The organism is Kineococcus aurantiacus, assembly GCF_013409345.1.
In the GTDB taxonomy this organism is placed as follows: Bacteria; Actinomycetota; Actinomycetes; order Actinomycetales; family Kineococcaceae; genus Kineococcus; species Kineococcus aurantiacus.
On the sequence record NZ_JACCBB010000002.1, the window covers coordinates 37533 to 51651 of the forward strand.

11 protein-coding genes are annotated in these 14119 nt (G+C 69.3%); 1 reads left to right on the forward strand and 10 read right to left on the reverse strand.

Annotated features, from left to right (window positions below; genetic code table 11):
- Positions 1–128: 128 nt before the first annotated feature.
- From BJ968_RS23170 to BJ968_RS23215, 10 genes are all read right to left on the reverse strand, one after another.
- Positions 129–878 (reverse strand): 2-oxo acid dehydrogenase subunit E2, encoded by a 750-nt coding sequence (locus BJ968_RS23170; RefSeq protein ID WP_179757255.1) that lies wholly within the window; start codon positions 876–878, stop codon positions 129–131.
- Between the two features lie 48 nt (positions 879–926).
- Positions 927–1943 carry a lipoyl synthase gene (gene lipA / locus BJ968_RS23175; protein WP_179757257.1) on the reverse strand — a complete coding sequence of 339 codons (1017 nt, stop codon included), beginning with the start codon at positions 1941–1943 and terminating at the stop codon, positions 927–929.
- Between the two features lie 35 nt (positions 1944–1978).
- Entirely contained in the window at positions 1979–3406 is a 1428-nt protein-coding gene (gene lpdA, locus BJ968_RS23180; protein ID WP_179757259.1) for a dihydrolipoyl dehydrogenase, read from the reverse strand.
- Positions 3407–3467: 61 nt separating this feature from the next.
- Positions 3468–4481, reverse strand: coding sequence for an ABC transporter permease subunit (locus tag BJ968_RS23185; RefSeq protein WP_179757261.1), 1014 nt, complete (start codon positions 4479–4481; stop codon positions 3468–3470).
- A gap of 29 nt (positions 4482–4510) precedes the next feature.
- Positions 4511–6019 carry a sugar ABC transporter ATP-binding protein gene (locus tag BJ968_RS23190; protein WP_179757263.1) on the reverse strand — a complete coding sequence of 503 codons (1509 nt, stop codon included), beginning with the start codon at positions 6017–6019 and terminating at the stop codon, positions 4511–4513.
- A complete protein-coding gene (locus BJ968_RS23195; protein ID WP_179757265.1) occupies positions 6019–7386 on the reverse strand; it encodes a sugar ABC transporter substrate-binding protein in 1368 nt (455 codons plus the stop codon). Before BJ968_RS23195 ends, BJ968_RS23190 begins: the two co-directional genes overlap by 1 nt.
- A 47-nt stretch (positions 7387–7433) precedes the next feature.
- Positions 7434–8999: an FGGY-family carbohydrate kinase gene (locus tag BJ968_RS23200; RefSeq protein ID WP_179757267.1), complete on the reverse strand. Its 1566-nt coding sequence runs from the start codon at positions 8997–8999 to the stop codon at positions 7434–7436.
- Between the two features lie 235 nt (positions 9000–9234).
- A complete protein-coding gene (locus tag BJ968_RS23205; protein WP_179757269.1) occupies positions 9235–9492 on the reverse strand; it encodes a biotin/lipoyl-containing protein in 258 nt (85 codons plus the stop codon).
- Between the two features lie 35 nt (positions 9493–9527).
- Entirely contained in the window at positions 9528–11678 is a 2151-nt protein-coding gene (locus BJ968_RS23210; protein WP_179757271.1) for an alpha-ketoacid dehydrogenase subunit alpha/beta, read from the reverse strand.
- Positions 11675–12607 (reverse strand): class II fructose-bisphosphate aldolase, encoded by a 933-nt coding sequence (locus BJ968_RS23215; protein ID WP_179757273.1) that lies wholly within the window; start codon positions 12605–12607, stop codon positions 11675–11677. The genes BJ968_RS23210 and BJ968_RS23215 overlap by 4 nt, the downstream gene beginning before the upstream one ends.
- Before the next feature lie 275 nt (positions 12608–12882).
- Between BJ968_RS23215 and BJ968_RS23220 the strand changes: the two genes are divergently transcribed.
- Positions 12883–13872 (forward strand): sugar-binding transcriptional regulator, encoded by a 990-nt coding sequence (locus BJ968_RS23220; protein ID WP_179757275.1) that lies wholly within the window; start codon positions 12883–12885, stop codon positions 13870–13872.
- The last annotated feature ends 247 nt before the right edge of the window (positions 13873–14119 follow it).

The window sequence follows — 14119 nt, forward strand, 5'->3', positions numbered from 1 at the left end:
GGGGCCTTCCACCTGCGCTCGTGCGGTGTGCCCGGACCCGCTGTCGTACCCGCTGTCGCGTCCTGCACGTCTGCCTCCTCGTGTCGTCTTCGCTGCCAGTCGATGTCGGGTGCGCTCGGTCCGAGAGCTCATCCCAGGACGCTGCGGCTCCACTGCGGTGTCTGCAACATCGTCCTCACGGTGCCCAAGTAGCGGGCAGCGTCGGCCCCGTCCACGATGCGGTGGTCGTAGGACAGGAAGAGGTGTGCGACGGGCCGGATCTCGATGTTCCGCCTACCGTCGGCGGCGGCGACCACCACAGGCCGATCGACTACGGTTCCCGTGCCCAGGATCGCCACCTGCGGCTGGTTGATGATGGGGGTGTCGAAGAGGGCCCCGCGGCTGCCGGTGTTGGTGATCGTGAAGGTGCCGTTGGCCTGGTCGTCCGGACCCAGTCTGCCGGTCCGGGCCCGTTCGGCGACCTCGGCGATGGCCAGGGCCAGTCCGGTCACGTCCAGGGACCCCGCGTCGGCGATGACGGGGACCATGAGGCCGCGGTCGGTGTCGACGGCCACGGAGAGGTTGCGGCTGTCGTAGTACGTCACCTCACCGGCGTCCAGGTCGACGGCCGCGTTGACGACCGGGTGGGCGCTCAGGCCCTCCAGCGCGGCCTTGGCCAGGAAGGGCAGGAAGGTCAGCTTGGTGCCGTTGGTGTCGGCGAACCGCTGCTTCTCCTCCTCGCGCAGGGCGGCGACGTGGTGGAGGTCGACCTCGACGACGGTTGTGAGCTGCGCCGACGTCTGCAGGGACTGGACCATGCGGCGGGCGATGACCTTGCGGATGCGGGACAGCTTTTCGGTGCGTCCGGTCAGACCGGCCACGGTAGCGCTCGTGCTCATGCGTTCCTCCTGCGTGTCGAGGCGGTGGGTGGCGGGGGGGGCGGATGCTCAGCGACGGGCGAGCAGGCTGGAGGCCTCCTGGGCCGCGGGGGACTCCTTGTCCAGGTGCGCGAGCTGCTCGGGGATCGCGACCCCGCGCTTCCTCATCGCCCCGGCCCACAACCGGCCCGCGCGGTAGGACGAGCGCACCAGCGGGCCGGCCATGACGCCCGCGAAGCCCATCTCCTCGGCCGCCCGGCTGAACTCGACGAAGGCCTCGGGCTTGACCCACCGCTCCACCGGGTGGTGCCGCGACGTGGGGCGCAGGTACTGGGTGATCGTGATGATGTCGCAGCCGGCGTCGTGCAGGTCCTGCAGCGCGGCCAGGACCTCCTCGTCGGTCTCGCCCATCCCCAGGATGAGGTTCGACTTCGTCACCAGGCCCGCGTCGCGGCCCTGCGTGATGACGTCCAGGGACCGCTCGTACCGGAACGCCGGCCGGATCGACTTGAAGATCCGCGGGACGGTCTCGACGTTGTGCGCGAAGACCTCCGGGGCGGCGTCGAAGACCTGCTGCAGCAGCTCGGGCCGGCCGTTGAAGTCCGGGACGAGGATCTCGACGCCGGTGTGGAAGTCGCCGTCGGAGTTCAGCGCGTGCGTCTGCCGGATCGTCTCGGCGTACAGCCACGCCCCGCCGTCGGCGAGGTCGTCACGGGCGACGCCGGTGATGGTCGCGTAGCGCAGCCCCATCGTGCGGATGCTCTCGGCCACCCGGCGGGGCTCGTCGCGGTCCAGCGGCGACGGCTTGCCCGTGTCGATCTGGCAGAAGTCGCAGCGGCGCGTGCACTCGGAACCGCCGATGAGGAACGTGGCCTCGCGGTCCTCCCAGCACTCGTAGATGTTGGGGCAGCCGGCCTCCTCGCACACCGTGTGCAGGCCGCCGGACCTCACCAGGCCCTTGAGCTCGGTGTACTCCGGGCCGGTGCGCGCCTTGGTGCGGATCCAGTCGGGCTTGCGCTCGATCGGCGTCTCGGCGTTGCGCGCCTCGATGCGCAGCATGCGCCGGCCCTCCGGTGCGATCGTCATCCGTTCCTACCTCCGGTCCCGCGGTCGGTGTGGTCTCAGGCGTGACTGTGCAGTGGTTTCCCGGCCAGCGCCAGGTAGGTCTCCCCGAGCGCCTCGTTCTGCGTGGGGTGGGCGTGGACCAGTTGCGCGAGGCGCTGCACGTCGGGGCCGAGGTCAACGACCAGTTGCGCCTCCCCGGCCTGTTCGCTGATCCGCGCCCCCACCATGTGCAGGCCAAGGATCCTGCCCTCGCGCAACCGCACCGCCTTGACCAGCCCGGCGGTCTTGAGGACTTGGCTGCGCCCGTTCCCGCCCAGTTCGTAGGTGAGGGTGTCGATCTCCCCGGCCCCGAAGTGCTCGCGCGCCCGCTCCTCGCTCCACCCCACCGAGACGACCTCCGGGTCGGAGTAGACGACCCGCGGGATGCCGCTCTCGTCGATCACGGCCGGTTCGAGTCCGGCGATGTCCTCGGCGACGAAGATGCCCTGCTGGAAACCCCGGTGGGCCAGTTGCAGTCCGGCGACGACGTCGCCGGCGGCGTAGATCCGCGGGTTGCTCGTGCGCAGGCGGTCGTCCGTGCGGATGAACCCGCGCTCGGTCTGCACGCCCTGTTCCTCCAGACCCAGACCGGCAGTGCGGGGACCGCGTCCCACCGCCACCAGGAGAACCTCCCCGCGCAGTTCGGAACCGTCGGAGCAGACGACCCGCACGTCGTCCTGGGTCGGCTCCACTTCCGTGCAGCTCGTCCTCGTCTTGACCTTGATCCCCCGCCGCCGCAGCGCCTTCTCCAACGCGGCGGACACGGTGGCGTCGTCCTGGGGGAGCAGACGGGGCAGCGCCTCGACGAGAGTGACGGCCGTCCCGAAGGACCGCATGAGGCTGGCGAACTCCACCCCGATGGCTCCCCCGCCCAGGACGATCATCGAGGACGGCAGGGTCGGCAGCGCCAGCGCGTGCTCGCTGGTCAGGATGCGCCGGCCATCGACGGTGATGCCGGGCAGGCTTCGGCTCTGCGAGCCGGTCGCGACGACCACGTGCCGACCGCGGTAGCGCCGTCCCCCGGCCTCCACGCTGGGTCCGTCGACGAGGACGCCGTCGGCCGGCACCACCTCGATCCCCCGGCCCGCCACGAGGTGCTCCAAGCCCCGGGCCAGCCGGTGGACGACTCCGTCCTTGTAGGCGTGCAGCTTCGCGACGTCGACGTGACCGAAGTCGCTCACGACGCCGAAGGTCTCGGAGGTGCGCACGGCGTCGGCGACCTCGGCGGCGTGCAACAGCGCCTTGGTGGGGATGCAGCCCGAGTGCAGGCAGGTGCCTCCCAGCCGGTCCCCCTCGACGAGGACGACGCTGAGGCCGAGTTCGGCGCAGCGCAGGGCGCAGGCGTACCCCGCGCTGCCGCCCCCCAGGACGACGACGTCGTGCCCCCGGTCCTGCGCCGGGTCGGCCGCGACGGGCTGCTCCCGGATCGGTTCCTGCTCGGACATGCGAGGTCCTCCTACCTGGGTTGCGACGCTGTTGACTGACCCTGCGGACGGGTGGGCGGTGCTACTTCACGACCGCCGCGCTGCGCCGGTCGAAGGTCAAGAGCACGGCGAGGATGACGACGAAACCCTGGACGATCTGCTGAGCCGCGGGGGCCAGGCCGATGATGAGCATGCCGTTGGTGAGTTCGACGAGGATGAGGGTCCCGATGAGACCGCGGGCCGCACCGCCTTGGCCCCCCGACAACGGGGTGCCACCCATGACGATCGCCGCGATCGACGGCAGGAGGTAGCCGTTGCCGATGTCCGGGGTGGCGGCCGTGGTGGAGAAGAGGACGAGGATCCCGGCCAGGGCGCAGCACAGGCCGCTGACGGCGAACCCGATGCTCTTGACGCGCCGGATGTTGACCCCTACGACGTTGGCCGAGCGCTCGTTGCCCCCGACGGCGTAGATGAAGCGGCCGGTCGCCGTCCGGCGCAGCACCACGATGACGAGCCCCCACAGGATCAGCGCGTAGATCAGGGGCAGCGGGATGACGCCGCCCACGCTCTGGCGGAAGGAGGCGTCCAGCGGACCGCTGGGCAGGGTGACGGGGAACCCTCCCGACAGCAGCAGCGCGACGCCCCCGAGGGCGAAGGACGTACCCAACGTCACCAGGAACGACGGGAGTCTCAGGTAAGAGACGATCAACCCGTTCAGGGCCCCGAGCAGCAGGCCCAGGGGCAGCGCGAGCGCGACGGACCACTGGCCGAAGTGCTGCGCGAAGAGCCCGGCGCATACGGCCGTCACGGACAGCAGCGCCCCCACGGACAGGTCGATGCAGCCCATGAGGATCGGGGCCGTGCCCGCGGCGACGACGAGCAGGAGCACCGAGGTCTGCCGCAGCATGCTGTCGATGTTGCGGGGGGACAGGTACTGCGGGTTCATGATCGTGAAGATGATGGGCAGGATGACCAGAGCGGCGACCAGCAGGGCCATCTGCACGCGGTCCCGGTTGCGCCGGGCGTCGGCGCTCCTGCCGCGTCGGGTGGAGGGGGTGGCCGTCGGTGGGACGGTGGGGGCGGTGGGGGTACTCACGGTGTCTCCCTCGCTGGGCTCGGAGCTGTTCACACCAGTTCGCTGAGGTTGGGGTTCTGGCCGTTGCGGCAGTCGAAGACCGCCCGCACGGCTCCATCGCGCAGCACGACCATGCGGTCGCAGATTGGCAGCAGTTCCTCGGGTTCGTCGCTGGCGATGACGACGGCGGTCCCGCGACCGGACGCCTCCACGACGAGCCGGTAGATCTCCGACTTGGCGTGCACGTCGATCCCCCGGGTTGGCTTGTCGAGGACCACGACACGGGCGTGGTCGGACAGCACGCGGGCGACCAGCAGCTTCTGCTGGTTACCGCCCGACAAGGACCCGGCCTGCTGCTCCAGGGAGGCCACCTTGACGCTATACCGCTCGACCAGCTCCTGCGCGAACGACACCTCCGCCCGGGGACGGCGGGCCAGGTCGCCGCGACCCTCGACGGCGATGGCCTCGGCGGTGAGGTTGGTCCGGACCGGGTGCATGAGCGCCAGCCCCTCCCCGCCCCGGTCGGCCGGGACGAAGCGGATGCCGGCGGCCAGGTGGGCGCGGACGTCGTGGCGCAGCCGGTGCTGCCCCACCGAGATCGTGCCCCCGTCGGCGTGGTCCAGGCCGGCGATGCAGCGGACGATGTCGGACTTCTCCTCCGACTCCCCGACCAAAGCCACCACCTCCCCGGCGTGAACGGTGACGTCGAAGGCCTCGCTGAGGGAGGGCAGGTCGAGGTCGCGGACCTCCAGGACGGGTTCGCCGTCGGGGCGGTCAGTCAGGCGGGTGTACGTGTTGACGCGCGCCTCCCCGACCATGAGTTCGGCCAGCTCCTCCGGAGTGGTCGTGGCCGGGTCCGGTTCGCCCACGTCGACCCCCTCGCGCAGGACGAGGACCCGGTCGCTCCAGTCGAGCAGTTCGCTGCCGCGGTGGGTCGTGAGGATCACGCCCATCCGGTGCCGCATCGCGTTGACCCGGCTTTCCAGGAAGTCGACCTGGGACTGGGTCAGCCCGCTGGTGGGCTCGTCGAGCAACAGGACAGGCGTCTCGAAACCCCTCAGGTGCGCCATGTACAACGCCTTGGCGATCTCCACGAGCTGCTTCTCGGCCATGGAGAGGTCACCGACCCGGCGGCGCGGCTCGATGTCGGTCAGCGCGATGGACGCCAAGAACTCCGCCACCCGCGTGCGGGCCACGCTGGGCAGTAGGAAACCTGCCCGGCGCACGTACCGCTCCGACCCGAGGGTGATGTTCTCGGCGACGGTGAGGTTGTCGATGACCGACAGTTCCTGGTAGATCCGGAACACCCCGGTGGCGGTGGCGTCTCCGTAACCCCGGGGGGCGTAGGAACGGCCGCAGATCCGCATCTGGCCCGTGTCGGGGGCGAAGACCCCCGACAGCAGGTTCAGCAGGGTCGACTTGCCCGCCCCGTTGTGACCGGCCAACCCGAGGACCTGGCCCACCTGGAGGCTGAAGGAGATACCACTGAGGGCGGGCACCCCGTTGAACGACTTTCCCAGCCCCTCGACCTCCAGGAGCGGGGGTTCGGCCGACGGCATCAGGCGTCGTAGCTGATGCCGAACACGGTCTTGCCCGTGCTCGTCAGCTTGATCGCCGCTGCGTAGGGGTTCTTCCTGACGTGCTGCTGGTACTCGGCCCCGATCGACTGGACCTTGCCAGCGTCCAAAGACTTCTGCAGGGCGTCGGGGAAGGAGTAGTCCGCGGGTTTGGGGGCCTTCAGATCCTGCTCGAAGAACGGGACCGGGTCGATGGGCGCGATGGCGACCTGCGAGTCCCAGGCGTCTGGGTTCAAATGGCGCGACATCGCCTTCCAGTCGAAGCCGGTCGACCCTTGGTTGGTGATCCGCTTGTACTCCTTCGCAGCATCCGGCGTGTCGATCACCAGGGAGTCCTGGAAGATCATCTCCTCGACCGGGTCGTGAGGCACGCCGTTCATGGCGTCGTAGTTGCGGACCACGCCGTAACCGCCCAGCCAGATGCCGAAGATCGATTGGCAGGCCACCACATTCGGGCCCGAGATCAGCTTGTCGAGCATGACGGCGATCTCGTCGGTGCCGCCGACCTTGATGTGCGTGTTGCCGGCCTCCTCCAGCACCGACACCGCACCCAGCGCGGAGGAGGAGTTGTGCGATATGATGGCGTCGATGTTGTCGTACTTCGACATCCACGCCTGGACCACCGGCCGGGTGTCCTGGCCGTTCTCGTTGCCGTTCTGCCGGTCGAGCACCTTGATGCCTGGGTAGGCGGCGACGGCCTGGTCGAATCCGCTCTCGCGCAGCAGGCTGGTTCGGTTCGTGGGGGCGCCCTGCAGGTACAGGACGTTGCCGGAGCCCCCGATGGCCTCGAAGACCGCCTCGCTCATCGCCTTCTGCCCCAGCACCTCGCGGGGGGTGAAGAGCGTGACGTAATCGTTGCCGTAGATCGTCTCGGCGGGCACCATCCACGCCGTGGCGGCGAAGGCCGTCACCAGCTTGATGTCCTGCCCGGACAGACTCTGCCCCATCTGGCGGACGGCGTCGTTGTTGATGGGGAACGTGACGACCTGGCCGACGCCGGCGGTGCTGGCCGAGCGCAGCTGCTCGATCTGGGTGGCCGAGGACCCGTTGTAGCTCTGCATGCGGTAGGTGAGTCCCAGCGCCTCGGCCGCCTCGGAGCCACCGGCCTGCCACAGGGTGAAGTACTCGTTGGTGGTGGTGGGCACCGAGGCCAGGACGACCTTGGCGTCCCCGGCGGGTGCGCCTCCGGCGGTGCCGCTGCCGGCCGGGTCGCTGCAGCTGGCCAGCGCCACCCCCGCGGGCAGGCTCAGGGCGCCCAGGCCCATCCCCTTCAGGAGGGAGCGGCGCGGCACCCCGCCGGAACCGGACGCGCTGCAGGAGGCCTGACCGGATTTGCGAAGACTCGTCATTGAAGTTCCTCTATATCGGTGGGCGGATGACGGCGGGCCGGGGAGGGCTAGTTCGTCGTGGTGCGGACCAGCGCCTGCAGATCCTGGAAGCTGCCCGAGAGCTGGGAGTAGACCTTCTTGTACAGCTGGAAGTACTCGGCGTAGAGGGCGTGCGTCTGCGGGTCGGGTTCGAGGTGCTCGATGTAGACGGCCCCCCGCCGGGCGACGGAGAAGTCGGGGAAGACGCCGGTGCCCACCCCGGCCAGGATCGCGTTCCCCAGGGGGGCGCCCGTCCGGTTCTTCACCAGCGCCGTCGGCACGCCGAACACGTCGGTGATGATGCGCCGCCAGACCTCGCTCTTGGCCCCGCCCTCGTTGAAGATCAGCGGGTGGTTCATGCTCAGGCCGCTGCGGGTCAGGACGGTGAGGGAGTCCAAGAGGGCGTAGGCGACCCCCTCCAGGAAAGCCCGGAAGATGTGCCCGCGCTCGTGGTGCAGCGACAACCCGAACACGACACCGCGGGCCGCGGTGTCCCAGATCGGGGAGCGCTCCCCCATCAGGTAGGGCAGCACGATGAGGCCCTCGCTGCCCGGCGGGATGTCCCGGGCCTGGAGGGTGATCACGTCGTAGGAGCTGACGTGCAACTGCCGCGCGACGTCGACCTCGGTGGCTGCGAAGGTGTCGCGCAGGAAGCGCAGGGCCTGTCCCCCCGTGGTGGTGACGGCGACCGCGGAGTAGGTGTCCTGCGGCGAGGTCGTGTAGGGGATGTTGACCATGCGCAACCCGTCGGGCGAGGACAGGTAGTCGACGTTGCGGTGCACGACTCCCAGCACCCCGCTGGTGCCTAGGTTCAGCTGCATGTCGCCGGGTTCGACGGCCCCGCCGGCGATCCAGCCGGCATTGCAGTCGACCTGACCGGCGACCACGACCGTCCCCGGGTGCAGCCCCGTCGCGGCCGCCGCCGCCGCGGTGACGGACCCGACGACGTCCGTGGGGTCGTGGACGTCCGGCAGGAACTGGGGATCGATGTCGAGCTTGTTGAGGATGTCGTGGCGGAAGGTACCGCCCCGGATGTCGTAGGCGACGCCGTAGAACACCGCCGAACTGCGGTTCACCACGAACTGCCTGGTCAGGCGGGAGACGATGAACCCCTCGATCGTCAGCGCCTTGTGCACTCGGCGATAGGTGTCGGGACGGTTGCGCTGGAACCAGAACAGATTCACGAGGCTGGGGTGGTCCTCGATGCGGTTGGCGGTGACCGCGTCGAGCGTGGGCTCGCCGATGAGATCGCGGATGATGTCGACCTCGGCGGTGGCACGGCGGTCCATGAGGTTCAGCGCCGGGGCCACGGGGTCGCCGTGTGTGTCGACGAGGACCATGGAGGGCACGGCGCTGGACACGCCCACCCCGGCGATGTCCTGGGGCAGGCAGGAGGCCTCCCGCAGGACCTGCTCGGTGAGTTCGCAGGTGACGCGCCAGTACGTCTCCGGGTCGTGCTCGGACCAACCCGGGTGGGGGTGCTGGATCGCGTATTCGCGGAAGGCGTAGCTCAGCACCTTGCCCTGGTCGTCGATGACACAGGCCTTGGCACCGCCGGTGCCGAAGTCCATGCCGAGCAGGTGTGGGGCTGCCATGAGGCTCTCCTCATCGAGTGCGTGGTGGCACGTGGGTGGAACAGCTGTCGGGTGCCTGGCGTTGCCCGGGCGCCGCCGGCCGGTCTGGGCGGCGGCGACGTCGGGCTGTGGGCCCGGCAGCTCCGCCGGGTGGTGCGCTGGCCGCCGTGACGCGCGGACGTGACGTGACGACGGCGGCCGCCCCGCCGGACCATCGAGAGGGCACCGGGCCCCCCTCACGTCCGGCGATTCCTCCTCAGGAAGGGACGTCGTCGCCGGCTTCGCCGACGTAGGCGATGACGGTACCCGATTCGACCTCGCTGCCGGCGGGGAACACCTGTTTGAGCAGAACCCCTTCGGCGACGCTCTCGACCTCGAGCTCGGTCTTGTCGGTCTCGACGCTCAGCAACGGGTCGCCCATCTCGACCGACGCGCCCTCCTCGACCAGCCAGGCGGCGATGGTGCCGCCGCTGACGGTCTGTCCCAACTCCGGCATGATGATCGCCTCGGCCATGATGCGGTTCCTCTCCTCGGTGCGACGAATCGGGTTCAGCGGTCGGCGAGGACCGAGCGGACGGCCTGGGCCAGGTCGTCCCGGCTGGGCAGGACCGCCGATTCCAGCCACGGTGCGAAGGGCATCGGGACGTCCTTGCTGGCCACTCGGCGGACCGGGGCGGCGAGGTGCCCGTGCAGCTCCTCGCTGACGCGGGCCGCGACCTCGGCGCCCCAGCCGCCGGTGCGGTGCGCTTCGTGGGCGATGACCAGCCGCCGGGTCCGGGTCACGCTCTCCAGCAGCGAGTCCCAGTCGAAGGGGGACAACCACACGGGGTCGATGACCTCGACGCTGATCCCCTCCTCCGCCAGCTCCTCCGCCAGGCTCAGCGCCGCGTAGAGCTGCGTGAAGGTCGCCAGCACCGTGACGTCGCTGCCCGGCCGGCGCAACCGGGCCTGGCCGACCTCGACGGCGTAGTCTCCCTCGGGCACGAACGCCCGGGTGTCGATCGACCCCGCTTCCTGCCGCTTCTTGGAGCCGTAGAGCAGCTTGTGCTCGAAGACCAGCACCGGGTCGGGGTCGCGCAGCGCTGCCTTGATCCCGCCCTTGGCGGTGTACGGGTCGGAGATGCACAAGACCTTCAGGCCCGGCACGTGCATGAAGAAGCTCTCCGGGCTCTGCGCGTGCTGCGCCCCGCGCTGGGTGGCCCCGACTGGACAGCGCAAGACGGTCGGAATGTTGAGCCGGGCCCCGGACATGTAGCGCAGCTTGGCGGCCTCGTTGACGAGTTCATCCATGCCCTCGAAGACGAAATCGGCGTACTGCAGGTCCGGCAGGGTGCGCATGCCGCCGATGGCTGCCCCGATCGAGACCCCCATGATGGCCTTCTCGCTGATGGGGGTGTCGACGACCCGGTCGCGGCCGAACTCCTCGGCCAGGCCAAGGTAGATGCCGAAGGCTCCCCCGAAGCCGCCGGGGACGCCGACGTCCTCACCCAGCAGGACGACGGAGGCATCGGCCCGCATCTCTTCGCTGATCCCCTCCTTCAACGCGTCAGCGATGCTGAGCTTGCGCTCCTCGGGGCCGTCGGCCAGGACCGGCGCGATCCCGTGCGACTGCCCCGGGGCGGCGAAGATGGCGAACGGGTCGAGCGCGCTCTGGGCAGCCGCCTTGGGGGCCTCCTGAGCGAACTTCAAGGCCGCTTTGATGGTTTCCTTGCCCGCCGCGACGGCCGCGGCGGTCTCCTCCTGGGTGGCCACGCCACGCTCGACCAGCGAGTCCTTCAGCTGGTCGATCGGGTCGCGGTCCTTCCAGAACTTCTCCTCCTCCTTCGTGCGGTAGCCGCGTGAGTCGCCCCGGCTGTGCCCGACGTAGCGGTAGGTGAGGAACTCCAGCAGCGTGGGACCCTCGCCGGCCCGGGCTCGGGCCACCGCGCGTTCGGAGGCCTCGAGCACCGCCAGGACGTTCATCCCGTCGACCTGTTCACTGGGGATGCCGTACGCGGCGCCCCGGGAGGCGATGTCGACGTTGCGGGTGGTCTCGTGAAAGGGCGTGGAGGCGCCGTACATGTTGTTCTCGCACACGAACACCACCGGCAGGTTCTTCGCCGCGGCGTAGTTCACGCCCTCGTGGAACGCGCCCTCGTTGACCGCCCCGTCCCCGAAGAAGCAGGCGACGACGTCGTCACCGCCGCGGTGCTGCAGCGCCATCGCCAGCCCCGGGGCGATGGTGATGCCCCCGCCGACGATCGCGATGGAGGGCAGGATCCCGATGGCGGGGTCACCCAGGTGCATCGACCCCCCGCGTCCACCCAGGCAGCCGGGTTCGCGGCCGTAGACCTCGGCCATGGCCGCGGACGGTTCCATGCCCTTGGCCAGCGCGTGCCCGTGCGGGCGGTGCGTGGAGGTGATCCAGTCGCTGTCGCGCAGGGTCGTGCAGACGCCCACCGCGACGGCTTCCTGCCCCTGGGACTGGTGCAGCGTGCCCGGGATCTCGCCCTGCAGGAAGCGCAGGTAGGCTATCTGCTCGAACTGGCGGATGACGACCATCCGCTCCAACATCGCCAGCGCGGCGTCCTTGCCCACCCGGGTCAGGGTTGCGGAGTGGTCCTCGCTGCCGACGACTACCAGGGTCTGCAGGTGGTCCTCGACCGCGGACTGCTGCTCGGGGGTCATCTCCGGCATGGTGTCCAGGGAGTTCTCCGTCATCGGGTCGCCTTCCCGGAGGATCCGAACACCTGCATGAGGCGGCGGATCTCCGTCGTCAGGGCCTGCCCGGCGCGGGTGTTGACGTCCTCGGGTAGCCGGGAGCCGAAGAGCAGGTTCGGGTCGTTGCCGCTGTCGGGGCCGACCGCCTCGCGCAGCGCGTTCCCGAAGACGTGCTTCAACCGGGTCCCCACGTTGATCTTCGTGATGCCCGCGGCGATGGCCGCCTGCATCTGGTCCGCCGGCGTCCCCGAACCGCCGTGCAGGACCAACGGGACGTCCACGGACTCACCGATCTCGTGGATGCGGTCCACCCGGATCGTCGGCACGTAGTCCGAGGTCACGAAGTGGACGTTCCCGACCGCGACGGCGAGGTAGTCGACGCCGGTCTCCTTGACGAAGTCGACGGCCTGGGAAACCTCGGTCATGGCCCCGATTGAGGTGTCGATCTGACCGTCGATGCTCATCTCGGCCAGGGCGCCGACCTCGCCTTCCACGGTGATGCCCAAGCCGTGGGCCGCCGCGGTCAACGCTGCGGTGTCGGCGATGAGCCGGTCCCAGGACCAGCCCTGGGTGTGCATCATGACCGAGTTGTACCCGGCGCCGAGGGCCGCGGCGGCCTCGGTGAAGTTCTCCGCCTCGTTGAAGAGGATACCGGTGGGAACCGACGAACGCCGGGCCAGGGCGGCGCACGCGGCGCCGTACAACTCCACTCCCACGCTAGAGAGCCACTCGTGGTTGGCGGACAGACCACCGATGCCGATGATCACCGGGGACCGCTCGGCCTCGGCGGCCGCGATCGTCGCTTCGAGGCTGTAGATGTCCCAGGATTCGAAGTAGCCGACCGCATAGCGGCCCTTGGCCGCGTCGGCAAGAAGCTCAGGAAGACCCATGACTGCCATGCTGTTCGCCTCATCCTCACCGATGTGCACGTCCGCACATTCGTGCGCTTGACTCAGGTTGACCCGTGTGCTCGCTCACGTCAAGGGCCTGACGCACCCACTAGCAACCGTCGCCCTCTGCATCACGCCCGTTGCGGATAGTCATCACTCATCTACAAGGCTGCGCAGCACCCGTCGTTGGCGTGACTCCAGCAGGTTGAACGCGCGAGCAGAGTCCAGCGGGCGGTGGCTATCGTGGACAGAGCGCTGACCGGAAGCACCGTGGATCCCCACCACGTACCTCGGCGGCACGTCAGGAGGAACACATGCCCCAGCCGGTGAGTCCAGAGCGTCTTGCTCAAGCGGCGTTCTGGTACTACGTCCAAGATCTGGGGCAGGCCGAAGTCGCCCGACGTCTGAACACCAGCCGTTCCAACGTCTCGCGCTTGTTGCGCTCCGCACGGGAGAAGGGCATCATCCGCTTTGAGATCGTGCACCCGATCCAGCGCGACCTCCTGCTGGAAGAGCGCCTGCGGGCGCGGTTCGGCCAGGACGGTGTTGACGAGTTCATCGTGGCGGCAACGTCCGGCGAGTACTTCGACGCCCCGTCCCAGGAGACCGGCATGCTGGCCGTGGCCCGCTCGGCAGCCGACTGGCTGGGGAGTAAGCTGTTGGACGGACAGACCCTTGGACTCTTCTGGGGCAGCACCGTTCGCACAGTGGTCGACGTAGCCCGCTTCGAGCACCGCATCGACACCCATGTCGTGCAGCTGGGCGGGGAGTGGAGCGACGAACCGAACCGCTCGGGTCACAACCTGGTCCGCGACCTCGCCATGAAGCTGGGAGGCCGCTACACCTACTTCAACGCTCCCGCCTTCGCCGCCACCGCTGCCGACGCTGAGGCGCTCTTGAGCGAACCGCAGGTAGCTCGCTCGCTTGACGCGGCACGTTCGGCCGACGTCTGCCTGGTCGGAGTGGGCGCTTTTCCCGAGGGCACCACAGCCTTGTTCATCGAACGCGCTCACGCCACAACCGCGGAGATCGAAGAAGCTGAACGCGCCAACGTCGTGGGGCAGTTGGCGGGACGATTCTTCGATGCCGAAGGTCGTCAGGCTGACATTGGTCTGCACCGACGACTCATCTCCCTGGATCTGACCGAGGTGCGCGGGGTGACCACCGTCGCTGTCGCCGCCAGCGGGATTGGGAAGGCCAAGGCTGTGCGGAGCGCCATGCGAGGCAAGATGGTAGATGTTCTCATCTGCGACCAAGCTCTAGCGACGGCCCTGCTAGAAGTCGGTGACGGCGCACCCACCTGATCTGAGCGCGACCACACGGCCGAGCCTGAAGAACCGATCCGCCGGGCCGGCTGGTCCTCAGCGGCCTTTGGTAGGCAGGTGGCACGAGGCGCAAGGTCCCGGGAACGCCGAGCCGGGCAGGCCACGGACGGCATCAGCTTCCGGTGCCGTCCATGCCCTCCTGCCCTCATACTCACGGCGACGTGGCGGCGCCGAGACACCAACCGGATGGTCGAGGGTCAGGTGAACCGGGTCAACGGCAAGGACG